A 25,636-nucleotide genomic window follows, 5' to 3' on the forward strand; every position below is an offset into this window, starting at 1 on the left:
ACTGTTTTTTGAAGTTTTTATGAAAAAAATGACTGTTCGCGCAAAATACGAACGAAACGGGTAAAAATAGCACTAAAAAAGGCCCCGAAGGGCCTTTTAACGTTATTTTACTATGAGCTTCCAACCTACTTTTGCTTGTAGCTTGGACTCTAGTTGCAGCTCACTGGCCATTAATGGGTGATATTTTAACCAATCACCATCAAATGTCAGTGTAAGGGTGTTTTCATTAACACTGAGATCAATCGCTGGTAGTACATCATCTTGGCGACGCATTGATAAGATCACAGCGACCCGCACAACTCTTGTTAAGTATTCTGCGAGTACTTGATGACAGCCCAAGTGAGCAAAACTGTTTTTAACAAGATCAGCGCGATGCTCACTAGCAACAGCAGTAATCAGTTTATGCTCAGATTGCGAGAATCCTGGCATATCTGTGTTTTCTATAATGTAAGCCGTGTGCTTATGATAAAGCTTATACTCTATTAGTAAGCCTATCTCGTGCAATTTTGCTACTGTCCTTAGCAATGCAATTGCATTTTCATCGATCGATTGCCATTGCCCCATCACGCTTTTAGCCAACTGCTCCGCAAGTTGCGCAACACGACAAGCCTGTTTTTGATCTACATGATAGCGATTCATTAAACCATCAACTGTACGCTTGCGGATGTCGTGGTTATGAAGCTCTGGCACCATGCTATATAAAACACCTTCACGCAATGCGCCGCGCGCAAGACCCATTTGTTTTATATCTAACGATTCAAACAAGGCGATTAATATAGCGAGGCCAGAAACAAACACTAGGCGGCGCTCTTCACTCAAGCCAGCAAGCTCAAGATCAGCAATCGTTTCAAATTGCACTGATTGCTCTTTAATAGCGAGAAGTTTATCAAGCGTTAAAAGCTCATCTTGGTTTTGTGCAACCATGATTTCTTGGATCGCTTGCACTGTGCCTGACGCGCCGCTCGCAATTTGCCATCCAGTTGCTTGGTATTCATCGACAATTTCTGCAACCACTTCACTTGCCGCTTTAATTGCAGCAGCAAAATTTTCGTTACTGAGCTTTTGATCTTTGAAGTAGCGTTCTAGGAAGGTAACACAGCCCATGTGCAGGCTTTTATAATGCAGTGCATCAAAACCCTGACCAATAACAACTTCGGTACTGGCTCCGCCAATATCGATAACCAGTTGTTTACCGCTACAAGCAGAGGTATGCGCCACACCTTTATAGATTGTCTTAGCTTCTAGCTCACCGCTGATAACATTGATTTTATGACCAAGGATCTGTTCAGCTTTATGCTTGAATACTTCAGCATTAGTAGCAAGACGTAAAGTTGCGGTCGCAACAATTGTGATGTTTTTCTTTGGTATGTCTTGCAGACGCTCAGCAAACAAGGCTAGGCATTCCCAACCTCGTTGCATGGCTTCAGTGCTAAGGACGTTGTTTTCATCAAGCCCTGCAGCAAGCCTTACTTTACGTTTGACTCGACCGATCGTTTGTAGACCGCCAGCAATCGATTTAGCGATCAGCATATGAAAGCTATTTGATCCTAAGTCGATTACTGCATACACATTTTTTTGCGGTTGAAGTTGCCCCACCGTTCAAAAACCTCTAGTTACTACTAAGTCTTCAATAACGGTCGTTTATCACGACCGTGATTTCTGGTAACTATTATTTGGTCGACGTCCGTTGTTATTACGATTACGTGGGCCTGTAGAATAGTTCCGCTTTTTCTGAATAGTAGGCTTAGTTAAATCATCAAGCAATGCACTTTTATCATAATGTGATAATGGAATGCTGTGTTCTATATATTGCTCAATTTCGTGGAGATTATAGGCATACTGTTCACAGGCAAAGCTAATAGCGTGTCCTGATGCACCTGCACGTCCTGTACGACCAATACGGTGTACATAGTCTTCACAATCATCTGGCAAATCAAAATTAAATACATGACTTACTTCTGGGATATGCAAACCACGAGCTGCAACGTCTGTTGCTACTAAAAAGTCTAAATCGCCTTTGGTAAATTGAGCCAAAATTGATTGACGCTTTTTCTGGTTTACATCACCGGTTAATAATCCAACTCGGTGACCATCGGCTTTCATCCATGCATAAACATTCTCACAACTGTGTTTCGTATTTGCAAACACAATCGCTTTATCTGGCCATTCTTCTTCAATTAAAGTTAACAGTAACTTAATTTTGTCATCTTGCGATGGATGGAATAGCTCTTCTTGAATACGCTTACCTGTTTTTACATCAGGCTCAACTTGTACGTGCTCAGGGTTAGTCATATGTTCAAACGCTAATTCCTGCACACGATATGACAAGGTTGCAGAGAATAATAGGTTTAATCGCTCAGACGTTTCTGGCATACGTCTAAACATATAACGAATATCTTTTATAAAGCCTAAATCGAACATACGATCTGCTTCATCAAGCACTACAACCTCGATTTCATTGAGGGTATAACAGCCCTGCTTGTATAAATCGATAAGGCGTCCAGTAGTCCCAATTAAAATATCAACGCCTTTTTCTAATTGTGCACGTTGTTTTTCGTAATCTTCGCCACCATATACTAATCCTAAGTTAAGATTACAGTGTGGCGCTAAAATTTTTGCATCTTTGTGTATCTGAATCGCCAGCTCCCTTGTTGGGGCCATGATCAGGGCTCTTGGATGTTTACTAGATGCTTTGCTAGATTGTAATAACCGATGGCACGTGGCGGTTAAAAACGCCAACGTTTTGCCCGTACCTGTTTGCGCTTGGCCCGCAATATCGCGGCCTTCACAAATAAAAGGTAGGCATTTTGCTTGAATGGGTGTGCAATATTCAAACCCATTTTCGGTTAAACCGGCAACCACTTCCGGTGCGATAGCAAAGTCTGAAAACTTTTTATCGGTCAAATGTGTCTTAGTCATAGCGTTTAAGCATAACGTTTAAACTTGCAATAAGAAACAAGAGTGTTTAAATACGCATTAAATATTTCGCCTAACTAATCGGAGATCGCAATGAGCGAGAAAATTATTCAATTAACTGACGATAGCTTTGAAGCTGACGTACTACAATCAGACAAACCTGTACTTGTTGATTTTTGGGCTGAATGGTGCGGACCTTGTAAAATGATCGCCCCTATTCTTGACGAAGTAGCTGGCGAGTTTGATGGCCGAGTTACCGTTGGTAAACTTAACATCGACCAGAATGCAGGCACACCACCAAAGTTCGGTATCCGTGGTATCCCTACATTACTTCTTTTCAAAGATGGCCAAGTTGCAGCAACTAAAGTTGGTGCTCTTTCTAAGACTCAATTAGTAGAGTTTTTAGAAAACAACATCTAATGAAAATATAAAAAAAGGGCTTTTTGCCCTTTTTTTAGCTTTATTTTGTTTAAAGACTGGACGCCTTGCTAGTGACCTGCTAGTTTATAAAGCCAACTAATCCTTAGTTATACCAACAAACCTCACTCATGTATCAAACGATGATTTTGAGTATGACAATTGTAATAAAGAACCCACCAATATGCATTTACGCGAATTAAAAGACAAGTCTATAAAAGAGCTTGTAAACTTAGCTGAGTCCATGGGGCTCGAAAACGTAGCCCGTTTAAGAAAACAAGACATCATTTTCGCCATCCTTAAAGCGCACGCTAAAAGCGGTGAAAACATCTATGGCGGCGGTGTACTAGAGATCTTACAAGATGGTTTTGGTTTCTTAAGATCATCAGAAGCATCTTACTTAGCCGGCCCAGATGATATTTATGTATCACCGAGTCAAATCCGTCGATTCAGCATGCGTACTGGTGACTCAATTTCAGGCCTTATTCGTCCACCTAAAGACGGCGAACGTTACTTCGCACTATTAAAAGTAAATGAAGTAAACTTCGACAAACCTGAAAACTCTCGCACAAAAATCCTATTTGAAAACCTTACCCCACTACACGCAAACGAACGTTTACGTATGGAGCGTGGTAACGGTAGCACTGAAGACATCACAGCACGTGTACTTGATTTAGCATCACCAATTGGTAAAGGTCAACGTGCGCTTATCGTTGCTCCGCCGAAAGCGGGTAAAACCATGCTACTGCAAAACATTGCGCAATCGATCAGCTACAACCAGCCTGATTGTGAACTGATGGTTCTTCTTATCGACGAACGTCCAGAGGAAGTTACAGAGATGCAGCGCCTTGTAAAAGGTGAAGTAGTTGCCTCAACGTTCGATGAACCGGCGAGTCGTCACGTTCAAGTTGCCGAGATGGTAATTGAAAAAGCAAAACGCCTTGTTGAGCATAAAAAAGACGTGGTTATCTTACTTGATTCAATCACACGTCTTGCTCGTGCCTATAATACGGTGATCCCTTCATCAGGTAAGGTATTAACCGGTGGTGTTGATGCAAACGCATTACACAAACCAAAGCGTTTCTTTGGTGCAGCTCGTAACGTAGAAGAAGGCGGTAGCTTAACAATTATCGCAACGGCTCTTATCGATACTGGTTCGAAGATGGACGAAGTTATCTATGAGGAGTTCAAAGGTACAGGTAACATGGAATTACACTTAAATCGTAAGATTGCCGAAAAGCGTGTATTCCCAGCGATTGACTTTAACCGCTCAGGTACGCGTCGCGAAGAGTTACTTACTAAACCTGATGAACTACAAAAGATGTGGATCTTACGTAAGATCGTTCATGAGATGTCAGAAATTGACGCCATGGAATTCTTAATTGATAAGCTTTCGATGAGCAAAACCAATGATGAATTCTTTGACTCAATGAAACGACAGTAACGATTACTGAGTTTTTAAAAAATGCCTGTTTAATACAGGCATTTTTTTTGCCTAAAACTGAGGACATAACACTTTAAAAGTTATACTTTTACAGAATAAGTTTATTGGTATTTGAAGAATAATTGTTCTATAAATGATTAGATATAAAGGTAAGGATCCTCTATGTCGCATTTAAAAATTGCAATTATTCTATTTGTAGTTAGCTTAATTGGCAGTATTACCAGCTTTATCATTTTAAACTCATCTATTAAAGAAATAGTCATTTTTGGCTTAGTTTCAGCCATTCCTTGGTCGCTATTAATCATTTATCTACATAAAAATAATGACAAACAAAAGGACTACCTTAAATATTTTGTATCTTGTATAACAACGAAAGATGGCATCGACTTCACTTTTCGGTTTAATGAAAGTGACAGCCAATTACCTGAGGTCTGTCACGCTTTAAATGCAAGTCTAACCATGGTCGAGCATTTACTTAGTGAAGTTTCGGCTTCATCTGCGCGGCTTCTTCCTATGGCAGATGCTCTGCGAGACACCTATGCCTCAATGACTCAAAAAGCCACAATACAAAATGCACATGGAATTGATTTAGCCAATACAATAAATCGAACGATTGAAGTGTCAAGAAAGCTTGATCATAGCTTGAAAGAAATCTTTCAATCGGTTTTGGCTGCGACAGAATCAGTTCAACAAACTCGTTCTGATTCAGATAAAAGCCAAGCAAGCCTTATCAAACTTGCTGATAATATAAATCTCACAAGCGAACAAATTTTATTACTTAAACAAGACAGTGATGCCATAGGCTCAATTATTGATGTAATAAATGGCATCGCAGATCAAACCAACCTCTTGGCATTAAACGCGGCAATTGAAGCAGCCCGCGCTGGTGAGCAAGGTCGAGGCTTTGCAGTTGTCGCAGATGAAGTAAGAAACTTAGCTGCACGAACGAGTAAATCGACCCAAGAAGTGCGTGAAATGGTAGCTAAAATTCAACACAGCACCAAACTTGCAAATCAACTGATGCAAACAGCTCTCAAGGAAGCTGAAAATACAGTACAGTTATCTGATGCAACGACAAAAGAAACAAATAAAATAGAGCAGGCTATGTTAGCTATCAGCAACTACTCAGAGGGCGTTCATGAGCAAGTCGCAATACAAAGTACTATGTCTGACGAAGCCCAGGCTAGTATTGATGCAATGGTAGAATTAAACTCAGACGCACTTTCAAGTTCGCAAATTCAAGCTGTGTCCAGTAAGGATTTAGTTAGCTTAGCTCACGCTATAGATGACAAACTGTCTTTGTTTCATATTGCTCACCCAGATATCGATACTAATCAGCGTATAAATCGCGATCGTATCCAAACTAGCGACTCTTCTAAAAATCATCAAGATGGAGAGATTGAGTTATTTTGACTTACAGCAGCACAATGTAGCTGCTCAAGCAACTGAGCAACTAGGCTAGTTAAGTCTGATAATTTTTGCTGTTTTAGTGCAGACTCAAGCGCCATTGCACTCACTGCCACCTCATCTAACGCAAACATTTTTGCAGCACCACCAATGCGGTGCGCATCCTGCTGCAAATCGAAGTATTTATCAGCAGCAAAGTGCTGTTGTATTAAGGCGCTTTCGCGCTCGAAACTTGCAATAAAACTTGCGACTAAGTCGCTCATATCATGCTGAGACTTAATTGTAACGGCGTCCTTCTTACAATGCTTAGCAAGTTGCGTGTAAAACACCTTTTTATCAATTGGCTTAGCAAGATAACCTGTAAATCCCGCTTGAAGATAACCGTCGATTTCGTGACTAATAGCATTAGCCGTTAACGCATATACGGGCTGTGTAAACCCACATTCATGTAATAGTTTAAGCGCACTTAAACCATCAAGCACTGGCATCTGAATATCAAGCAACACGACATCGGGAAACTCCTTTAAACACTGCTCAACGGCTTGCTCACCATTTTCTACAGCAATCACTTCAAGTCCCATGGATTCTAAATAGCGAGAAATTAAACGGCGGTTATCTGGATGATCTTCAGCTAGCAGCACTTTGCCAGATAAGCCATTGGCAGCATGTTGTTCGAGTTTTGCAGGCTCAATGATGTCAGAGCTTGGTATATACTCTTTACAAGGTAAGTAAAATGAGAACACGCTACCTTGGTTCAGCTCACTTTCAACACTTATATAACCACCCATCATCATTGCAAGCTGTTGCGATAAACTTAATCCAAGTCCAGTACCACCGAAACGGCGACTAATACTATTGTCACCTTGGCTAAAGCAGTCAAATATTTGCTTCAGTTGCTCGGCATTCATGCCAATACCAGTGTCGGTAACATAAAACCACACACCTTGCTCAACACGCGAAACCTTTAACTCAACTTCGCCTTGGTTTGTAAACTTAATTGCATTTGCACACAGGTTAATAAGGATTTGTTTAATGCGGGTAAAGTCGAGCAAGCTATAATATTGCTCACCAAGTTCATTATGAAATGCAAAGTTCAACCCTTTATCTTTAGCCTGACCACTAAGCATAGAATGGACATCTGTAAGCAACCGAACTAAATCCCCCTCTTTTAGGCTAAGCTCTAGCTTGTTAGCTTCAATTTTACTGATATCTAGCACGTCATTTATTAGCTCTTTTAAATGATCACTTTGTTTTTGGATAACAGCAAGTTCATCATTTAAGTGCTCTGGTTTATAATAACCATTAATTAAATTATCTGTTTGCCCTAAAATTGCAGTTAGCGGCGTACGAATTTCGTGACTAATATTTGCTAAAAATTGACTCTTTATTTCGTTAGCTCTGCGCAATTTTTCTGCTGTTTCTTCAAGTTCTTTTGTTCGTTTTGCCACCATTAAAGAAAGCTGCTCTTTAGCGCCTTTTTCAATACTACGACGGTATACAGTAATACCTGTTACCACCAGCATAACGAATAAGATGAATAGCATAATGCCCAACTGTCGTTGTTTGGACATTTCGAGATCTTGTACTTGTTGACGTTGCTTTAGTTCGATTATTTCTTGATTGAGCTGAGTTGCTTGTATCTGGCTTTGTAACTCTCCCATCGACTTTAATAATTTGGCATTTTGAACAGAGTTAAATGAACGAACAAACTTATCAAAATTCGCAACGGCTGTAGCAAAATCACCTTGACCTGCTTTAATTAAAGCCATCATTCCCATACCATCTTGAACACGTAAATCGTCTTTGTACTCCTTTGCCATCTGTACTGAAGTAGTTAAAGTGGATTCAGCTTTTGTTAATTTATTCTGTAACAATTCAATTTTTGCTTGTGACAACACGCCAGCCAACTCTAAGGCTTTGTTGTCAATTTTTTTTGCAAACTCAATCGCTTTTTCGGCATGGCTTAAGGCAAGCTCTAAATCACCCGTGCGCAAATAAACATTAGCAATGTTGCCATGGCGAGAAGACAAGAAATAGGCGTTATTAGTTTCTTGATAATAGCGCAAAGCACGCTGATAATAATGCAAAGAGAGTTGATACTGCCCAAGCTCAGAATAAGCTACCCCCATATTTCCATAGGATTGAGCGACACCATCCATATCACCTAAACTTTGGAATATATTTAATGTTTCTCTGTACATTTCAAGAGCAACTTCGTAACTTGAAAGTCGAATATATATTCCGGCAATGTTATGCAAGATATCAGCTTTATCTTGCTCACTACCATGTTGTTCATAAATATCTTTGGCCTGTTTGTAGTAATTTAAAGCTTGATTCAAATTAAACATATCAAAATAAGCGAGACCAATATTGCTCATTAAATTGGCTTTAGCTAGTGGGTCAGGCATTTTTTCAGCAAAAGCTATCGCTTTTAAGTACGCTATTAGCGCCTGTTGCATCAAACCTTGATAATAGTAGGTCACTCCTTGCATTTTTATTGCACGAAAGAAACGCTCCGGATTGGTATCAAATGATGTAGATAACTCAACTTTTTGGTAATTTTCAATTGCTTTAGAAAATAAGTCTTTCTCTAATGCTAAATCGGCTAATTGCATATAAACATCAAGAGTTTGCTCATTACTCAGTGAACCTTGTGAAATTAACTGTAACCCTAGTTGATGCTTATCTTCCCATTGTTCTTGTTGTGTGAATTGCTCAAATAATGAATTTGCAGCCAAATTGAAGGGCATAACGAAAAAACAGCAAAAAAACGCTGAACAAAGTATGCTTAAACGTGTAGGTGCGAGCATATATTTAATATCCCTAATCTTATACTTGGCTTTTTATGCTAATTTTATAATGCTAAATATTTATCTCAGAGCAACTTTGTAGTTTCAATTGTTTAGCTGTGATAGCGTACACACATTTAGATTACACCAAAGTCAGGCTTGCGAACAATGGTTAACCCACTGATTGATGAGATTTTTTACCTCCTTTTGGAACAGCCTGTTTGGAAGGTTCATACGCTTGCCAGCGCACTTAGTGAATCTGGAAAAATAGAACCATTAGACGCAGACCCACAAAAAGATCTGTTTAAACGCAACTTTTTAGTTATGAATGGCTTGTATCAACTGCAAGCACAACTTGCGCCAGAGCAACAGCTAGAGATTGCCTCTTTACATATTGAACTTATTAGTAAGCAAACAAGTAACGCATTAGAAAGTCATGACCCGCTACGGGGTTATTATTTAGATTGGCAAAACTTTGATACAACAAGCGATGAAATTGATACGTTGTTAACTGATTTTTGGCAGCGCTTTTCGTCATTTAGCCCAAAAAAGGCCATTCACTCATTACCTCAGCAGCAGCTAATACAATTACAACAGGCGTGGCAGCTACCTACTGATTTTTCGGAAAAACAGTTACAAAAGCGTTGGCGACAACTAGCATTAAAACACCACCCAGACCGCCAAGGCTGTGCAATTGAGTTTAAGAGAATACAACTCGAATATGAGCAACTTAAAGCTAGCTGCTCATAATTAACCAGATTACCGACTCAAACGTCGCGCACGGATCTTGCGCTTTTTAATATTACCTTCGGTCAATTTGCGTAATGCAGGTTTTGCAGCTGCTCGCTCAACAGCAATAAAGGCCACATTATCAAGTACGTTAATTTTACCTACCTGATGACCGGCAATTCCCTCTTTACCAGTTAATGCACCTAAAATATCACCGGCACGAATTTTTTGCTTCTTGCCAGCATCAATCATAATTGTCGCCATGGTTGGCTTATAAGCAGGCTTTTCGAGCAAGCTAAATGGCGGAATTGGTTCAGGGTCAAAGTCGCGCTCATAGTGGTCGCCAATTTGTGCCACTTTAAATTGCTCTGCTTCACCATAAATAGAACATGCAATACCCTTTTTACCTGCTCGACCAGTACGACCAACACGGTGTACATGGGTTTGAGGGTCATGCGCGAGGTGGTAGTTCACTACCATGTCCATATCGTTGATATCTAAGCCACGCGCAGCAACATCCGTTGCAACCAGAATACAGGCACTTTTATTAGCAAAGCGAATTAAAGTGCGCTCACGTTCACGTTGATCTAAATCACCGTGTAAAGCAACCGCACTAAACCCTTCAGCATAAAGGTCATCACAAATCTGTTGAGTTTCAACCTTAGTGTTACAAAAAACCACACAGCTTTCTGGCTGGAACTTTAATAACAACAGCTTCAATGTATTAAAGCGCTGTTTATTGTTATCTAGCTTATAAAAGTATTGCTTGATTGTGCTTTTTGTTTGCTCTTCTTCAACCTTAATCATTTCTGGATTGCTAAGCACTCGCTCAGCTATCGCAGCAATTGATTTTGGGTAAGTAGCACTAAACAATAATGTTTGGCGTTGATTTGGAATACTCTCAACAATAGCATCAAGGGTATCTTGGAAACCCATATCTAGCATTTGATCAGCTTCATCTAACACCAAGGTTTCAACATCATTTAAGCGCAATGTGCCTTTGCGAATATGGTCATCAACACGACCTGGCGTGCCAACAATGATATGCGCACCATGCTCTAATGAGCCAATTTGTGGACCAATAGACACACCGCCACATAAGGTTAAAACTTTAATGTTATGAATACCACGGGCTAGCTTACGAACTTCTTCCGCTACCTGCTCTGCTAATTCTCGGGTTGGACATAAAATGAGAGACTGAATACGAAAGCGTTTCACATTTAACTTAGCCAGCACACCTAGACTAAATGCAGCCGTTTTACCCGACCCTGTTTTAGCTTGGGCAATAATATCTTTGCCTTGCAAGATCACTGGCAAGCTTTGCGCTTGCACAGGCGTCATTTGCGTATAACCTAAAGTTGATAAGTTATCGGTTAACTCTTGCGGCAAAGCCAAAGATGAAAAAGCAGTAGCGGTCACAGTAATATTCCAAACTTGATAATTGAGGGACATCCTCGAAGATGCTGTGGATCATAGCAGAGAATGGGCTGTTTCTCTAAACGAAAACATTGTTCAGCATATTTAATTCATATTTGCTTACAGTTTGGTGCTTTCTAACTCTCTGCATTTGTTCTAGTTTATTGATAGCAATATTCAGGAAGAAACGATGCTTCTATTTAATACCGCACCCGCTGATGTTTTTTATAAAAAACAAAAAACGTGCCCTCACTGTCATAGTGAACATTATTCTTTAAGCAATCACAGTAAAGTTTTGCGCTTTACTATTTTGCCCATCATGCCACTTTCTATTAATTATCAAAGACAATGTGATGACTGTGGCTATGCTACTCCTGCGCCTTGGTATACATTACCAACCTTAGAGTTAGCGTCGTTTATAAAGTACTTTATTGGCCTATTCATCATCGTCTACCTATTAGCAAAAGCATTAATCGGGGCGAATGAACAAACTGAGAACGAGCAAACTTACCTAAACGAGCCAAAGTTGTTTGATACCTATTTTGTATATTCGGATAAATTTACTGGCAAACCAAAACTCATTAACAACCTAAAAGTAGCTCAGCTCGTTGAATTGGATGACAAGAACATGACTTTTAGAGTTGCTAACTACACTTACAAGTACAATAAAGACATCGAGATTGCGATGCGAACCAGCATGCTAGTTCAAGATGATTACTTTTCTAGTAAAACCCTGACTTTCAGTAAATCACAAATACAGCAGCTTTATGATGAAGGCAGCATATATAAGATTATGCGACCTGAGCTTTATAGTTTATTTGGTGGTTTTGTTATGCACCCGCCTAGACCTAAGCCTTTATATACGGGCGTTAAGCTCGATAAACATAATCAGGAGGGGATCACTTACTTCAAAGATGGCTTATACGAGGAAGCGTTGAAAAGTTTTACCCTGTCTGCGGAAAATGGTTATTCATGGGGGCAATTAAACTTGGGTCAGATGTATCGCGATGGCCAAGGGACAGAAGTGAATAACGAAAAAGCAGCTTACTGGCTCAACAAAGCCACCTTACAAGGGAATCCTAAAGCAAAGGTTGAGCTCGCAGAGCTATGCTTGAGTTACGATTGTAGTAAGTTGAATACTCAATAATCTGTTACCCATAAATATCACACAGAAGAAACCAGCCTAATAATATGACTCTCGCTATTTACTTTAATTTTATTATGTTATAACATATTTGTGTGACGCAGTGTTTATATTACTTTGTTGGTTTTATAAATGCTTATTAGCAATAACAGAGTCACTCTCCCTGCTCTGTTTTAAATTGCAACTAGGCTTCATTGCTTAATGAACGAATCATCTTTTGAGTTTGTATAACTTAAAGGAAGACCTTGCACACTAGCACGCTTACGTTCCCGTGCTAAATCCTTGCCGGCGAGCTTGCTCGCCGGCACTTTTCATTAAAGCTTTAAATGATCATCTAAAAAAGCCAATACTTTTTTATAGTAAAGAGTGCGGTGCTCTTCTTTATAAAAACCGTGGCCTTCATCATCTAGAATAGTGATTTCATATGGGTGCTTAGCTTTTTTCAACGCTGCTTCTAATGATTCTGCTTGCTCAATTGGCGCACGTTCGTCTTCACCACCATGCACAATAAGCACAGGTGCTTTTAGCTTATCGACATTATAAGCAGGCGAGAATGCTTTTAACTCCGCTTCATCAGTACCAATCACTGTTTTAAGGTAATTAACACCATAGCTTCGGGCTTGCGTATCACCTTCTTCATACATAAGAGGTAAGTCGTAAACCCCCATCAGGCCTATTGCACACTTGAACATATCCGGCTCGATAATCGCGCTTTGTAGTGCAGAGTAACCACCGAAGCTGGCTCCCATAATACAAATGTTATCCTTATCAACTGTGCCGTCATTAATTAATAGTTTCACACCATCAATAATGTCGTGTTGAATATTTTGCCCCCACTGACGATAACCGGCTTCTTGGAAGTTCACACCAAACCCTTCAGAGCCACGGAAGTTAACCTTTAATACTGCCATACCTTTATTTGCTAACATTTGCACTTCTGGGTCGTAACCCCAGTAATCACGTGCAATTGGACCACCATGCGGCATAACAACTAAAGGTAAGTTTTTCTCAGCTTTGCCATTTGGCACAGTTAAATAAGCAAGAATTGTTAAACCATCGCGGCTTTTAAAACGCAGTGGTGTGGTTTGCGCCATATCATTTTGGTTTATCCAGCCACGCGCAGAGAATAACGCTCGTAATTTATTGGTATTCGCGTCATATAGATAATATTGCCCAGGGTTTATATCGCTCGATGCGAAAATAATATTTTTTGAATCATCTTCTGTACTGCTGACTAGCTGCACTTGACTACCAGGCAATGCACCTAACATATCTTTAAGACGCTGAGACTTTACTGAGTTACTATCAACAAAAGAGTAGCTTGGGTAGTCAGCCTCCGTTTCTATTGCAAATAACTCTTTAGTAACTTCATCAACCCAAATATGTGATGGTGACACATGCTTATCTTGGAAGATTTTCGTTACTTCTTTGGTTTTCAGGTTAATTTTAATAACGCTCTCAGCTTCACCACCCTTTGATGCAGTGGCATATACAGACTCACCTGATTTATCAAATGCCTTTAATGAAATATCGGTGTAATCAATACCTTCTAAATCAAGCTCTTTCCAAAAGCCACCCTCAGGCTCTCGAACATGAAGTGTCGCATTGAGGTAATCGTCACTCGATTCAGCGATACGGACGTTACCATCATGGTCTGTTAGAAACTCACCCATAGGTGCTGGTGAACGAGTAATTAAAGTACGAAGGCCGCGATAAACATCGACTTCATATACAACGGTAGTTGGTTCATTGGTTGCAGTCCACGGGTAAGTGACAACCAAAACTTTTTTATCATCATGAAGTAGGGGATCTAAAAGGTATGACGTTCCTTGAACTGGTGTTTGCTTTTTTAACCGAGTACCAGTTTGCTGTTCACCATGATAACCAATTACGTATGCGCCACGGCTACCATCGACGTTCACGGCAAATAACTCACCATAATAAATAGGGGTATCTTGCCAACCTTTTAAATACTCTTTTTCAAGAATAACTCGTTCATTGTTAACCCAATGGTATTCGCCAACCTGTGCATTACCCGGAAAAGCAACCGCATGGGTTACTGCAAACTTGGTTGTATCAACAATGATGAGTGAATTTTTACCTTCGTGTTTTTTTATAGCTGCGACGTAGTTGCCATCAGGAGAGATAGTTACACGACTAAAGTCATTACCTTTACTAAAGTCTTCTACTGATAATTTTGCAGGTTTAGCGAAGCTGGTAAATGATAGCGTAAATAACGCTAGTCCCAGCACAAAAGTGAGATATCGAGACATGATTAACTCCATTTAACGATTTAATTGTTATTTTTAGCTGAGCAATAATAAAGCAAAGCCCCTATATTTGCTACAAAAATTTAACAAAGCAATCCAATAATGGATGCTATTTAGCGACGAATTTTATGCCAAAGTTCAACCACTAACACAACGATAACCCCGGCAACAACGCCTAATAAACCATCAAATATAATCGGCGTAGCCAGCTCACCCGTTTTACCAACTAAATCCGTAACAAACTCAGTGCTGCCTTGCTGGGCGTGATGCAAAACAGGGATCCCATGTACCAATATGCCACCGCCAACTAAGAACATAGCAACCGTTCCTGCAAAGGCTAAAAAGCGCATTAACTTAGGTGCTGCAGCAAGTAAAAACTTACCCACTAGCTCTTTTATTTTACCGCCACTTTGCTGCGCTTTTTGCAGTAAATACAAACCAGCATCATCAAGTTTAACAATGCCTGCAACTAACCCATACACGCCAATGGTCATAATAATTGCGATTACACTAAGCACTAAAGCTTGATTAACCAGCGTTGCGCCAGCAACCGTACCTAGCGTTATCACTATAATTTCTGCAGAGAGGATAAAATCAGTACGGATTGCTCCTTTGATTTTTTGCTTTTCGTATTCTTGTAAGTCTTGTTGTTCAACCACACTTTCATCTTCTTGTTGAGCGTGACCAAACAGCTTTTCGATAATTTTCTCTGCACCTTCAAAACACAAAAACAGCCCGCCAACCATTAACAGCGGAGTGATTAACCAAGGCAACCAAACACTAATCAATAACGCTGCGGGCACTAAGATGGCTTTGTTGATAAACGAGCCTTTTGCCACAGCCCAAACCACTGGCAACTCTCTATCGGCAGTTACCCCTGTAACTTGCTGAGCATTAAGCGCGAGGTCATCACCTAACACCCCTGCTGTTTTTTTTGTTGCGACTTTACTCATCGTCGCAATGTCGTCTAAAAGTGTTGTAATATCATCAAGTAAGGTTAGTAAATTTGTGCCTGCCATGGTGGTTCCTTGCCCATTAAATACACTATCAACATAACTTATCCTGCCATTTTCACCAACGGTTAATTTTTCTTTGTTAGGCTTATAGCTCATTCAAAAATAGAGGTGTTTCTATGATTAAACCACTTCTCTCGGGGCTCGCTTTAGTTACCTTGTGCGCATGTGCTGAGCAAAGTGCACCGAGCAACTATCTGTGCGATGAGACCCTCAGCGCCAGTATCGTTGAGTACAATGATGAGGAAGCCAGACTGACATTTAAGGAGAGTGAATATTTACTCAATCGCCAAGTAAGCGGCTCTGGGGTTAAATACAGTGCCGATAATGTGCTGTTTTGGTCTAAAGGCGATGAAGCCATGCTGATTTTAAGAGGTAAAAAGTACCAATGTAGCTTAACCCAGTAACAGCAAAAGCTTTCGTGGCTAAATTAGCTTAATCAGTGGTTTTGAGTATAATAGCGACAGTTTATTCAGCGTTTAAGCGGCTATAATGAAATACAAAGATCTTCGCGAATTTATCGAGTTATTAGAACAAAAAGGTGAGTTAAAACGAATCAAACAAGAAATTGATCCTTACCTTGAAATGACCGAAATTGCCGACCGTACGTTACGTGCAGAAGGCCCTGCTCTGTTATTCGAAAACCCTAAAGGTCACACCATTCCCGTTCTTGCTAACCTTTTTGGTACGCCCAAACGTGTAGCTATGGGTATGGGCCAAGATGATGTCAGTGAACTGCGCGAAGTTGGTAAGTTATTAGCTTTTCTAAAAGAGCCTGAGCCACCAAAAGGCATTAAAGAGGCACTAGGGCAAATCCCAGTATTCAAACAAGTACTGAATATGCCAGCTAAAGAAGTAAAAAAAGCGCCTTGTCAGCAAGTTATACTTGAAGGCGATAATGTTGACTTAACTAAGCTGCCTATCCAACATTGCTGGCCGGGTGATGCTGCTCCCTTGATCACATGGGGTCTAACGGTTACCAAAGGGCCTTATAAAAAGCGCCAAAACTTAGGCATTTACCGTCAGCAGCTATTGGGTAAAAACAAAATTATTATGCGTTGGCTATCGCACCGCGGTGGCGCATTAGATTTTCGTGAATGGTGTAAAGAGCACCCAGGCGAACCTTACCCTGTATCTGTCGCATTAGGTGCCGATCCTGCGACAATCTTAGGCGCTGTAACACCAGTACCAGACACCCTAAGCGAATATGCATTTGCTGGTTTACTACGCGGTAGTAAAACTGAAGTTGTTAAATCGGTTTCAAATGACCTACAAGTGCCTGCTACCGCAGAGTTCGTGCTTGAAGGTTATATTATGCCAGGTGAAACAGCACCAGAAGGCCCTTATGGCGACCACACAGGTTACTACAACGAAGTAGACGAGTTTCCGGTGATGACGGTCACTCACATTACACATCGTGAAAACCCAATTTATCACAGCACTTACACTGGCCGTCCACCAGATGAGCCAGCAGTACTCGGGGTTGCATTGAACGAAGTGTTCGTACCAATTCTGCAAAAGCAATTCCCTGAAATTGTAGATTTTTATCTACCACCTGAAGGCTGTTCTTATCGTATGGCTGTGGTCACGATGAAAAAACAATACCCAGGTCATGCCAAGCGCGTGATGATGGGGGTGTGGTCTTTCTTACGTCAATTCATGTATACCAAGTTCGTGATTGTTTGCGATGATGATGTAAACGCACGTGATTGGAACGACGTGATCTGGGCCATTACAACGCGTATGGACCCTGCTCGCGATACGACGATGATCGAAAACACGCCAATTGATTATTTAGATTTTGCATCGCCAGTTTCGGGCCTTGGCTCAAAAATGGGCATGGATGCAACCAATAAATGGCCAGGCGAAACAGATCGTGAATGGGGTGAGCCCATTGTTATGGATCCAAAAATCAAAGAACGTGTTGATGAATTATGGGACAGCTTAGATATTCTCTAGGCTGTGACTATGTTAAACTGCTCAAAATTTAACGGTTATGAGTGCGATTCATAACCGAATTTGCTTCTGTGCTTATAAAGGTAAACTATGCAAACATTACTCGCTGACGTTGTTGCGATCAGCCCGCTTACAGACCACGTACATAAGGTCATTTTGAAACCACAGCAACCTGTGTCATTCGAGGCAGGCCAATATATGCAACTTGTATTAGGCGAAAAAGATAAGCGTGCCTTTTCTATTGCAAGCCGCCCTTCGCAAACTGACCAAATTGAACTACATATTGGTGCCGCAGGTGCTGATTCGTATGCAATGCAAGCGCTTGATCATTTACGTCAAGCACATACAGAGCAACAGCAAGTTAATGTTGAAGTGGGTTTAGGTGTATCACAGCTGCGAGTTGAGGGTGAGCGCCCAATTATTCTACTTGCTGGCGGTACTGGTTTTTCTTATGCCAAATCAATGGCTGATCACCTTGCTGAAATTGGCTGTGAGCGCCCTGTATTATTTTACTGGGGTGTTCGTGAGCAAGCTGCGCTTTATGCTCATGATGAAATGCAAGCATGGGCAAACAGCAACCCACATTTCCAATACATTCCAGTGGTTGAAAATGCGCCGCAAAGCTGGACTGGCAAAACCGGTTACGTCCACAAGGCCGTTATGGCAGATATCGTGTCTTTAGAACCATACGATATTTACATGGCAGGCCGCTTCGACATGATTGGCGTGGTTCGCGATGATTTTATTAACCATGGTGCGGTACGTGAGAACATGTACGCCGATGCATTTGCATTCATTAAATAACTAACTCATACAGATTATTTTTAAGGCATCCAATTGGATGCCTTTTTTATTTGTTTTACCTATCGCCTTAATCCGTCTAAACGATTTCACAAACTGCATTTCCTTGACCATACTCTGTTTAGAATAACGATGGGGAGAGACCCAAATGCTAAATACAAAAGTACAAGACTTTATGCAACGTAAGTTGCCACACATTACGCCTGAAACTGAAATGACCACCGCGATTAGCGAGCTGCAAAAGTTTAAATTACTAGGCGCACCTGTATTCGATGACAACAAAAGTTTAGTTGGCTTTATTTCAGAACAAGAGCTGCTGCAACCGCTCATGCAAAACAGTTATTTCTGCGATGGCGTGGTAAAGGTAAAACAACTCATGCGCACCGATGTTGTTACCGTGAGTAGCGATCAAAATATCATTGAGTTGGCTGATGCCATGAAAACGGGTAAGCCAAAGAATTACCCAGTTATCGAGGGTGGTAAGGTTGTTGGCATGATCAGCCGAGGTGACGTGCTCAAGGCATTATATGAAAACTACGTTTCATGCCAAGAGCACCAAGTATAAGTTAGCTGCTTAACGATTAGCAGCTAACAGTTTTAAAGCCGCTTTATCTGCATCGCTTAAATAAGCAATTTCAAGCGCATTAGCTTGCGCTTTTTCCATATCGGCTTGGCTTAACCCTGCCGCAGGTGCTGCTACTTGATACTCATACGCTATTTCAATACCTTCAACGGCCGGATCATCAGTATTAATCGATGCCAAAATACCATGGTCTAAGAAGGTTTTTAGCGGGTGGTTTGCAAGCTCAGCAACAGTACTGGTTTGAATGTTACTGGTTAAGCAAGACTCAATACCAACGCGCTTATCACGTAAGTAATCCATTAGTGCAGCATCTTCAATTGCTTTTACACCATGACCAATACGCGTTGCACCAAGCTCGTTAATTGCTTGCCAAATGCTTTCGCTACCGCGTGCTTCACCAGCGTGAATCGTGGCAGCTAAGTATGCATCATGAACTTGTTTAAAGTGATCAACAAATAGCTCACCCGGGAAACCAATTTCATCGCCAGCTAGATCAACCGCCACTAAATCATTTTTAAAAGCAAGTAGCGCATCAAGCTCTTGCTGACAGATTTTGGTGCCATATGTACGCGACATGATGCCGATTAAGTTAGCTTTAATTGGCGCGTTTTGGCACGCACTTTTTACACCATCAACCACCGCTTCGACAACTCCTTGCGGGTGTAAGCCTTGGCTTTGCGCCATATAATATGGACTAAAACGAAGCTCAACGTAATCGAGGTTTTGGGCAATCGCATCTTCAACGTTTTCGATAGCAATACGACGACAAGCATCGTAATCACCCAGTACTTTTACACCCCAATCAAGCTTTTGTAAAAATGCCACTAAATTTGGTTCAGGGTCGATAACCTGTACGTGCGGAATAAGCGCTTCAATGTTGTCAGCAGGTAATTCAAGATTAAACTGACGACCAAGGTCTAAGATCGTTTGTGGGCGAACATTACCATCTAGATGACGGTGAATATCAAGCAAAGGGAGTTTGTTATTGATCATAATTAGCACTCAGGTTCAGTAAATTTGCGCGGATCATACGTACCCACGGCGATATTTCAAGTTTAGATGATTTTATTTACTTTTTTGAGGTCAAATGTCTGCTTTAATGGCCGCTAGCATTATGCAAAAAATGCCACAAGGTTTTAAAAAGTTTATCAGCATCAATTGGTTTAGTTAAATAACCATTCATACCACTGGCTAAACCTTTCTTAAGATCATCATCGTGGGCATTTGCCGATAAGCCAATAATCGGTAAATCGGTGATCAGTAACTCGTTGCGAATAACCTTAGTCGCTTGTAAGCCATCCATATTCGGCATTTGAATATCCATGAGTACAAGGTCATAGCTTTTTTCACTGATCATCTTAATAGCCTCGTGGCCATCTTTAGCGATATCAGGTTGGCAACCTTTAGTTTTTAAAATCGAACTCGCCACATGTTGATTCAATGGGTTATCTTCAACCAATAAAATTGCATCATTGGCAAATGAAACAGCTGTCACATCGATATCAGCTAACTCATCGTCGCTATGAATCACCTCTTCAAGAGGGGACTCAAATGGCAGCGAAATTGTAAACGTTGAACCTTGCCCCTCAGAGCTACTGAGGCTTATCTCGCCTCCCATCATAACAATGAGTTTTTGGCAAATACTCAAGCCTAAACCTGTGCCACCAAAGCGACGAGAGGTTGAGCTATCGGCTTGTGAGAATGGTTTAAACAGGCGCTGCTGCGCCTCTTTACTGATGCCGATGCCAGTATCAATAACACTAAAGTAAGTAAATTCACCCTGCTGCCAAATACGTAATGTAATCGTGCCTTCTTGAGTGAACTTCACCGCATTGTTTAACAGGTTTAATAATACTTGTTTTAAACGAATTGGGTCGGTGTGGATCAATAAGTGCGCAGTTGCATCAAACTCAACCTTAAACTTTAAAGCACGGGAATTAAGTTCAAACTGTAATAAGTTAGTCAGTTCACTAACCAACGCATTCACATCGATGGGTTCTTGATGTAGCTCCAATCGCCCCGCTTCTATTTTAGAAAAATCTAAAACATCATTGATTACCCGTAATAGTACATTCAATGCACCATCGGCTTGATCAATATAACCACGGGCTTGTTGCCAGTCAGGCTCTTGCATTGCTAAATAATGCAAACCTTTTATACCATTAATAGGTGTGCGTATTTCATGGCTCATATTCGCCAAGAACTCACTTTTAATTTGGCTGGCTTTATCGGCTTTTAGTTTTTCTTCGCGAAGGCTTTGAGTTTGTTTCGCTACTTGCTGACGAATTTGAATATTAGTACCGGTTACTGAAATCAAAAATGTGATCAATAACCAAACAAACAGCATACCGACTATTTGCGCTAGCCAATAAGGCAGCCATGACGACTGCGCTACTGACTCCCATAATTTCACCTGCCAAACGCGCTCGCCAATAATAAAATTAAAGCTCGCAATAGCGGTTGTACCAACACGGTGTGGGCTGTAAATCTCGACAGGGTTAGTACCATCGGTAACATCAAAAAAACTGGTTTCAATCTCAGTATTTTGATTAAAATTTAGTGTTTGTGCCAGCAACTCTAAATTAACCACAGCAACAACATAACCCCGAAAGCCGACCTGATGATTAATGTCTGAATAAACAGGGTTAAAGAATAAAACGCCCTTTTCGTGACCATCACCTTGCATCAAAGTAATAGGCTCACTGACGGTGACATTTTTAATTAACCGAGAGTCAGTTAACGCTTGTTTACGTAACTCGTTTGAGGCCAAATCAAAGCCTTGCGCTGGTTCGTTCCCTGCTAATGGGTGAATATATTGCACCGGAAAATAGACTGCTCGCTTACTTACCGGCTGCCACTGTCCTGCAGCATTTTTTTCTTTCACGTAGTAATCAGCACCCAGTTCATCACGCAGTAGACTTTGATAGTTATTTAGTTGTGAGTGAATAACTTTAGGTGCCCACTCAAGGGCAAGGATTTCTTTGCTATATTGTAGTTGCCTTGTTGTAAAACGCTTAAATTCATCAAATTCAACCATGTCACTACTAGCAAAAAAAGTAGCTAATAAAGATAAATGCGATTTAATTTCATCAACTTGGTGTTCAAGATTAGTATGAATTGCACTGACTTTTGCTTGCTGGCGCTGTAAGTCTTTGTCTTTTTTTACACTGGCTGCACCATAAAAGCTGACACAAATAACCACATAAATTAATAACGACGGCACAATGATTTGCAGCCGTTGACGAGTGTGGTGGTAACTAAATGCCGCTAAAATTAATGGTGTGAAAATCAGCACCCCAATGCTGTCGCCAATCCACCATGCGATAAAATTATTAAGCGCCGCATAACTCGGAATAACATTATTAATGACCAATAAGCCGGTGCCAATTGATGCTGCAATCAAGCTACACAAAGGGCCACCTATCATTAAGCCAATCATACTTTGCTTTAATGACGATAACTCAATCGGGCGTTTAACTACATGAATTATAATGTAATAGGCAAGCCAAGCCTGAAATGTTGATGCACTTGTCACACCAATAGCTTGCAACATCATTTGCCAGTGAAAAATATCAGTGACTTTATCAAGGTGAATAAGGTTTACAAAGAACGCCCCTAGCAAAACTCCTAGCAGAGCACGATTTCGAAGCAGTAAGATACTGGCAAGCGCAATACCTGCAGGCGGCCACGCTGCAACCGCATAACCATCAATCGCCAGCAAAGAATTACTTAAATACCCTGTAAGAAAGTAAGCAAGTGCAATACTTATTGTCAGTGTAAATAAGTTTTTCAAGCCATTGCTCCTTTGCCGGCTGAAGTAAAATTATTGATAGAGTACCAATGCTTTTTCTGGTTGGGCACTCTTACTATAACTAAGAACCGCTTGCTGCAAATAGGCATGGCGGTTATCAGCATTAAGCGCTTTATCAAACACCCGCGCGGCTAGATCATATTCTCCGTGAGCATTTGCTAAACATGCAAGGGCTAATAGTAAATCTGTATTTTCGGTGTCTTTTTTCAATACATCCTGCAAACTTGCTTGCAGCTTGAGTGCATCACCAGCACTACTAGTACGTAAAATACGTGCTAAATCTTTATGCTGCAGCGGTTTTTTGATCATTTTAATTAGACTTAACTCAATTTTGTTTAGCTCACCCGCTTTCGCCATTGCTGTTAAATAGCTTACCTCTGCATGTGATTTCAGGTTTTTGGTTAATTGCTCATACCGCTCAGTTAAATTCCCGTTTGATTGAGCTGCAAAGTAACTATCAAAAAGTTGTTGCCACTCTTGCTCTGAAAGTGTTTTCTTGCGCAATAAACGCGGCATAAAGTCATTCAATGCCGCCCACTTTTGCTCTTTTACCAATACATGGGCATACATTTTAAGCTCTAAACTCGTGGCTTTTTTGTGCTCAGCTAACGCTTTAAGGTCAGCAAAAATGGTGCTGGTTTCACCGCTAGCAATCCATAAATTAGCCACTTTTAACTGCTTATCCTGGCTTATTTTATCAAGATAACTAACCGCTTTTTCGCTCTCATTGTTAGCTAATGCCGCTTTAGCAAGAAGCGCATAACGTATATCGCTCCACTTTTCTGCAACACTATTGTTATCAAGTGCAAGCTCAAGCTGTGCATAATCGTTATTAATTAAGCTCCATACACCTTGCTCAATAGCCGCTTGTTTACGCTCTTCACTGCGCGCAAAAAAGCCATGGCGTGTATGACTGTATAAAGATATTACGTAACGGCAAAGCTTATAAAGTAAAAACAGTGCAGCGAATGCTAATATTAAAAGTGCTATGATGCCCCAAATAGTCCCTTCAATGGTTGTTTTATTAAAGGCAATTAGTACATAACCCTTTTGATCTATAAAAAAAGGGGCAATCCCTAAGCAGACTGCTATTGCAATAATGATTAATAAAAAGCGGATCATTGTGCCCACTCCTTCACCTGCTCAGTACTTTGTAGTGACACTTTTAGGCTAAAATCAAGTTGCTCTTTCGAAAGCTCAGTAAGGCTCTTTAAGGCCGCTTTTGTTTGTGCATCATCTTGCTTAAAGTAATCTTTTACCAAGCTATGTGCAGCATCAACAGCGCTAAAATACACACTGCTTTGCTTACTTAATACCGCATCTTGCGCTTGAGCTAAATATAAACTCAGGCGCTGTTTTACTAAGTGACGCTCTTGTTCACTTAAAAATGGTGCGATAACCATATCTTCACGTGTGCGCACTGTAACAAAGAAGTCTTTAAACTGCTGCCACGACTTCGCAAGGTTTTGACGCCATTCACTGACATTTTCACTTAATTGATTTGGGTCTTCTTTGACGACCTCTTCAGGGAGTGAAATAGCATTAAATACCAGTTCATCAACTTTTTGATTAATGCCATGCAGTTTTAAATAAATTGCTTCAACAGCCACAGGTTCTATGGCATTCAAGGTTTGTAAATCTTGGTGAATTGCTTGGCGAATAGCACCTGTACCCGGGTGTTCTGCAAGCAAGCTATCTAAGCGAGATAGCACAGCAGCAGCCCCTTGGTAATCGTGCTCTGCCCACAATTTAAACTCGGCCATACGCTGCAGGCTTGTGACTTCTTGCGGATTAAGCGTGAAAGTTTGCTGCTCGGCGCGCTTTAAAGCCGCTTGTAATTTCTGCTGTGTTTGCTCAGCACTTTCATTTAGTGCATCAGTGACCTTTTGTTCACTGTTATAAAGCGAGTGCTGCATTGTTTGTTGGGCACTTTTTAATGCATCAATTTGCTGCTGTAAGCGAAGGTTTTCATCTGTCAGCTCAGTCAATGCCACAGCCGATTGCTGATCGCTATTTAATTTTAGATAAAACTCATAGCCAACTGCAGAAGCCACTAAAAGTGAAATAAGTAACGCTAAGCTACCTGTTTTGCTGATGCCTCTTTTAGCTTGTAGAGGCGCTTTTGCCCCAGTATTTGCCGTTTGCGCTTTTTTCTCTGGCTGTGCAGTCACTGGCTTTGCGGGTTGTTTTGATTCTGCTTCACTCATTTTGCTACCTTGCTGATTAATGCAGGTGAACATAGCGTTGTCGCTCGCCCCTGCAGCAATATGTATCTGTGTTCTTACGATATTTTGTTGCTTTAAATAGTCAGCGATACGCTCACTGGCAACGAAAAACTGTCGCTCTTTCAACCATGCAAGCTGAGGCTCTTTTAGGCCATTAAAAATGGCATCCACCGCTGCATTACTGGTAATGACTATACCTTCTACATCAATTGTTTGCCAGTGGTCCATCCACTTGCCCGGTTCGCTCTCAATTGCGCTTCGCTTGTAAACAACCAATTGATTTAATAAAGCACCACGTTGTTTTAACGTTTTTGCTATGGTCGTGCGCCCACCTTCACCTTTCACTAAAACAATGTTACTTAGCTCAACATCTTGTAACGTTTTTAATTCAAGCAGACCTTCTGAATCATGTTGTTTAGGCACTGCGGCTCGTCGCCCAAAGGCTTCATAAACCGCATCAGCAGTTTGCTGACCAACCGCATAAAGTTGCGCTGCTTTGTTGATGGTTGGTGTGAGTTTTAATAAGGCATGCACGGCATCTTGCGAGATAAAAATGATTTTATCGGCATTTTCTAGCGGCGCGAGCTCACTACTATTAACAGTGAGATAATCTAAGGTAAGGACTGGGCACAGGGTTGTTTGATAACCCGCCTGCTGAAGCTCAAGAGCAAGCTCAGTGCCTTTTCCTTCTGGACGAGTTATCAAAATATGCATA

General features: G+C 40.9%; 19 protein-coding genes. 9 read left to right on the forward strand and 10 right to left on the reverse strand.

What is annotated here, in order from left to right; translation table 11 throughout:
- Positions 1-102: 102 nt before the first annotated feature.
- Together gppA and rhlB are read right to left on the reverse strand one after the other, a co-directional pair.
- Positions 103-1,596, reverse strand: a complete 1,494-nt coding sequence (gene gppA, locus ISP07_RS17475) for a guanosine-5'-triphosphate,3'-diphosphate diphosphatase (protein ID WP_209328394.1) — start codon at positions 1,594-1,596, stop codon at positions 103-105.
- A 48-nt stretch (positions 1,597-1,644) separates the two neighbouring features.
- Positions 1,645-2,919, reverse strand: coding sequence for an ATP-dependent RNA helicase RhlB (rhlB, locus tag ISP07_RS17480; RefSeq protein ID WP_054554680.1), 1,275 nt, complete (start codon positions 2,917-2,919; stop codon positions 1,645-1,647).
- 90 nt (positions 2,920-3,009) lie between these two features.
- Between rhlB and trxA the strand changes: the two genes are divergently transcribed.
- The 3 genes from trxA to ISP07_RS20625 all read left to right on the forward strand — a co-directional run bounded on the left by trxA (position 3,010) and on the right by ISP07_RS20625 (position 6,190).
- On the forward strand, positions 3,010-3,336 hold the full coding sequence (gene trxA, locus ISP07_RS17485) for a thioredoxin TrxA (RefSeq protein ID WP_054554679.1): 327 nt from the start codon (positions 3,010-3,012) through the stop codon (positions 3,334-3,336).
- Between the two features lie 181 nt (positions 3,337-3,517).
- Complete coding sequence (gene rho, locus ISP07_RS17490) at positions 3,518-4,777, forward strand: transcription termination factor Rho (protein WP_054554678.1); 1,260 nt, start codon at positions 3,518-3,520, stop codon at positions 4,775-4,777.
- 162 nt (positions 4,778-4,939) lie between these two features.
- Entirely contained in the window at positions 4,940-6,190 is a 1,251-nt protein-coding gene (locus tag ISP07_RS20625) for a methyl-accepting chemotaxis protein (RefSeq protein ID WP_209328395.1), read from the forward strand.
- Here ISP07_RS20625 and ISP07_RS17500 read toward each other — a convergent pair.
- Positions 6,163-8,922 carry a tetratricopeptide repeat protein gene (locus tag ISP07_RS17500; protein ID WP_228290671.1) on the reverse strand — a complete coding sequence of 920 codons (2,760 nt, stop codon included), beginning with the start codon at positions 8,920-8,922 and terminating at the stop codon, positions 6,163-6,165. The genes ISP07_RS20625 and ISP07_RS17500 overlap by 28 nt on opposite strands.
- A gap of 219 nt (positions 8,923-9,141) precedes the next feature.
- Here ISP07_RS17500 and ISP07_RS17505 point away from each other — a divergent pair, with 219 nt between their 5' ends.
- Entirely contained in the window at positions 9,142-9,723 is a 582-nt protein-coding gene (locus ISP07_RS17505) for a DNA-J related domain-containing protein (RefSeq protein ID WP_209328397.1), read from the forward strand.
- Between the two features lie 9 nt (positions 9,724-9,732).
- On the opposite strand, the gene dbpA is transcribed toward ISP07_RS17505, so the two are convergent.
- The gene (gene dbpA, locus ISP07_RS17510; protein WP_054554675.1) at positions 9,733-11,121 is read right to left on the reverse strand and encodes an ATP-dependent RNA helicase DbpA; all 1,389 of its coding nucleotides are present in this window, start codon (positions 11,119-11,121) and stop codon (positions 9,733-9,735) included.
- A gap of 187 nt (positions 11,122-11,308) precedes the next feature.
- Here dbpA and ISP07_RS17515 point away from each other — a divergent pair, with 187 nt between their 5' ends.
- The gene (locus tag ISP07_RS17515; protein WP_209328398.1) at positions 11,309-12,265 is read left to right on the forward strand and encodes a tetratricopeptide repeat protein; all 957 of its coding nucleotides are present in this window, start codon (positions 11,309-11,311) and stop codon (positions 12,263-12,265) included.
- A 311-nt stretch (positions 12,266-12,576) separates the two neighbouring features.
- On the opposite strand, the gene ISP07_RS17520 is transcribed toward ISP07_RS17515, so the two are convergent.
- Positions 12,577-14,535, reverse strand: a complete 1,959-nt coding sequence (locus ISP07_RS17520) for an alpha/beta hydrolase family protein (RefSeq protein WP_209328399.1) — start codon at positions 14,533-14,535, stop codon at positions 12,577-12,579.
- 110 nt (positions 14,536-14,645) lie between these two features.
- Positions 14,646-15,551: a DUF808 domain-containing protein gene (locus ISP07_RS17525; RefSeq protein ID WP_209328400.1), complete on the reverse strand. Its 906-nt coding sequence runs from the start codon at positions 15,549-15,551 to the stop codon at positions 14,646-14,648.
- A 113-nt stretch (positions 15,552-15,664) separates the two neighbouring features.
- Here ISP07_RS17525 and ISP07_RS17530 point away from each other — a divergent pair, with 113 nt between their 5' ends.
- The 4 genes from ISP07_RS17530 (at position 15,665) to ISP07_RS17545 (ending at position 18,867) form a co-directional block, all read left to right on the forward strand.
- Entirely contained in the window at positions 15,665-15,952 is a 288-nt protein-coding gene (locus ISP07_RS17530) for an MliC family protein (RefSeq protein WP_054554672.1), read from the forward strand.
- An 85-nt stretch (positions 15,953-16,037) separates the two neighbouring features.
- Positions 16,038-17,504, forward strand: a complete 1,467-nt coding sequence (gene ubiD / locus ISP07_RS17535) for a 4-hydroxy-3-polyprenylbenzoate decarboxylase (protein WP_138618737.1) — start codon at positions 16,038-16,040, stop codon at positions 17,502-17,504.
- Between the two features lie 87 nt (positions 17,505-17,591).
- Positions 17,592-18,305, forward strand: a complete 714-nt coding sequence (gene fre / locus ISP07_RS17540; RefSeq protein WP_138618739.1) for an NAD(P)H-flavin reductase — start codon at positions 17,592-17,594, stop codon at positions 18,303-18,305.
- Between the two features lie 145 nt (positions 18,306-18,450).
- Positions 18,451-18,867 carry a CBS domain-containing protein gene (locus ISP07_RS17545; protein ID WP_054554669.1) on the forward strand — a complete coding sequence of 139 codons (417 nt, stop codon included), beginning with the start codon at positions 18,451-18,453 and terminating at the stop codon, positions 18,865-18,867.
- Positions 18,868-18,876: 9 nt separating this feature from the next.
- Here the strand turns inward: ISP07_RS17545 and add are convergent, their stop codons facing one another.
- From add to ISP07_RS17565, 4 genes are all read right to left on the reverse strand, one after another.
- Positions 18,877-19,878 carry an adenosine deaminase gene (add, locus tag ISP07_RS17550; protein ID WP_209328401.1) on the reverse strand — a complete coding sequence of 334 codons (1,002 nt, stop codon included), beginning with the start codon at positions 19,876-19,878 and terminating at the stop codon, positions 18,877-18,879.
- A gap of 103 nt (positions 19,879-19,981) precedes the next feature.
- A complete protein-coding gene (locus ISP07_RS17555; protein WP_209328402.1) occupies positions 19,982-22,678 on the reverse strand; it encodes a CHASE domain-containing protein in 2,697 nt (898 codons plus the stop codon).
- 30 nt (positions 22,679-22,708) lie between these two features.
- On the reverse strand, positions 22,709-23,818 hold the full coding sequence (locus ISP07_RS17560) for a heme biosynthesis HemY N-terminal domain-containing protein (protein WP_209328403.1): 1,110 nt from the start codon (positions 23,816-23,818) through the stop codon (positions 22,709-22,711).
- A complete protein-coding gene (locus ISP07_RS17565) occupies positions 23,815-25,635 on the reverse strand; it encodes a uroporphyrinogen-III synthase (protein ID WP_209328404.1) in 1,821 nt (606 codons plus the stop codon). The genes ISP07_RS17560 and ISP07_RS17565 overlap by 4 nt, the downstream gene beginning before the upstream one ends.
- Position 25,636: the final 1 nt, after the last annotated feature.

Source organism: Pseudoalteromonas sp. PA2MD11 (assembly GCF_017808125.1).
In the GTDB taxonomy this organism is placed as follows: Bacteria; Pseudomonadota; Gammaproteobacteria; order Enterobacterales; family Alteromonadaceae; genus Pseudoalteromonas; species Pseudoalteromonas simplex.

Excerpts from the sequence above, each read along its gene's own strand:
- ISP07_RS17530 (WP_054554672.1), top strand. The coding sequence starts at position 15,665 with ATGATTAAACCACTTCTCTCGGGGCTCGCTTTAGTTACCTTGTGCGCA.
- fre (WP_138618739.1), top strand. The coding sequence starts at position 17,592 with ATGCAAACATTACTCGCTGACGTTGTTGCGATCAGCCCGCTTACAGAC.
- ISP07_RS17505 (WP_209328397.1), top strand. The coding sequence starts at position 9,142 with ATGGTTAACCCACTGATTGATGAGATTTTTTACCTCCTTTTGGAACAG.
- trxA (WP_054554679.1), top strand. The coding sequence starts at position 3,010 with ATGAGCGAGAAAATTATTCAATTAACTGACGATAGCTTTGAAGCTGAC.
- rho (WP_054554678.1), top strand. The coding sequence starts at position 3,518 with ATGCATTTACGCGAATTAAAAGACAAGTCTATAAAAGAGCTTGTAAAC.
- ISP07_RS17565 (WP_209328404.1), bottom strand. The coding sequence starts at position 25,635 with ATGCATATTTTGATAACTCGTCCAGAAGGAAAAGGCACTGAGCTTGCT.
- rhlB (WP_054554680.1), bottom strand. The coding sequence starts at position 2,919 with ATGACTAAGACACATTTGACCGATAAAAAGTTTTCAGACTTTGCTATC.
- ISP07_RS20625 (WP_209328395.1), top strand. The coding sequence starts at position 4,940 with ATGTCGCATTTAAAAATTGCAATTATTCTATTTGTAGTTAGCTTAATT.
- ubiD (WP_138618737.1), top strand. The coding sequence starts at position 16,038 with ATGAAATACAAAGATCTTCGCGAATTTATCGAGTTATTAGAACAAAAA.
- ISP07_RS17525 (WP_209328400.1), bottom strand. The coding sequence starts at position 15,551 with ATGGCAGGCACAAATTTACTAACCTTACTTGATGATATTACAACACTT.
- add (WP_209328401.1), bottom strand. The coding sequence starts at position 19,878 with ATGATCAATAACAAACTCCCTTTGCTTGATATTCACCGTCATCTAGAT.
- ISP07_RS17560 (WP_209328403.1), bottom strand. The coding sequence starts at position 23,818 with ATGATCCGCTTTTTATTAATCATTATTGCAATAGCAGTCTGCTTAGGG.
- ISP07_RS17545 (WP_054554669.1), top strand. The coding sequence starts at position 18,451 with ATGCTAAATACAAAAGTACAAGACTTTATGCAACGTAAGTTGCCACAC.
- ISP07_RS17520 (WP_209328399.1), bottom strand. The coding sequence starts at position 14,535 with ATGTCTCGATATCTCACTTTTGTGCTGGGACTAGCGTTATTTACGCTA.
- ISP07_RS17515 (WP_209328398.1), top strand. The coding sequence starts at position 11,309 with ATGCTTCTATTTAATACCGCACCCGCTGATGTTTTTTATAAAAAACAA.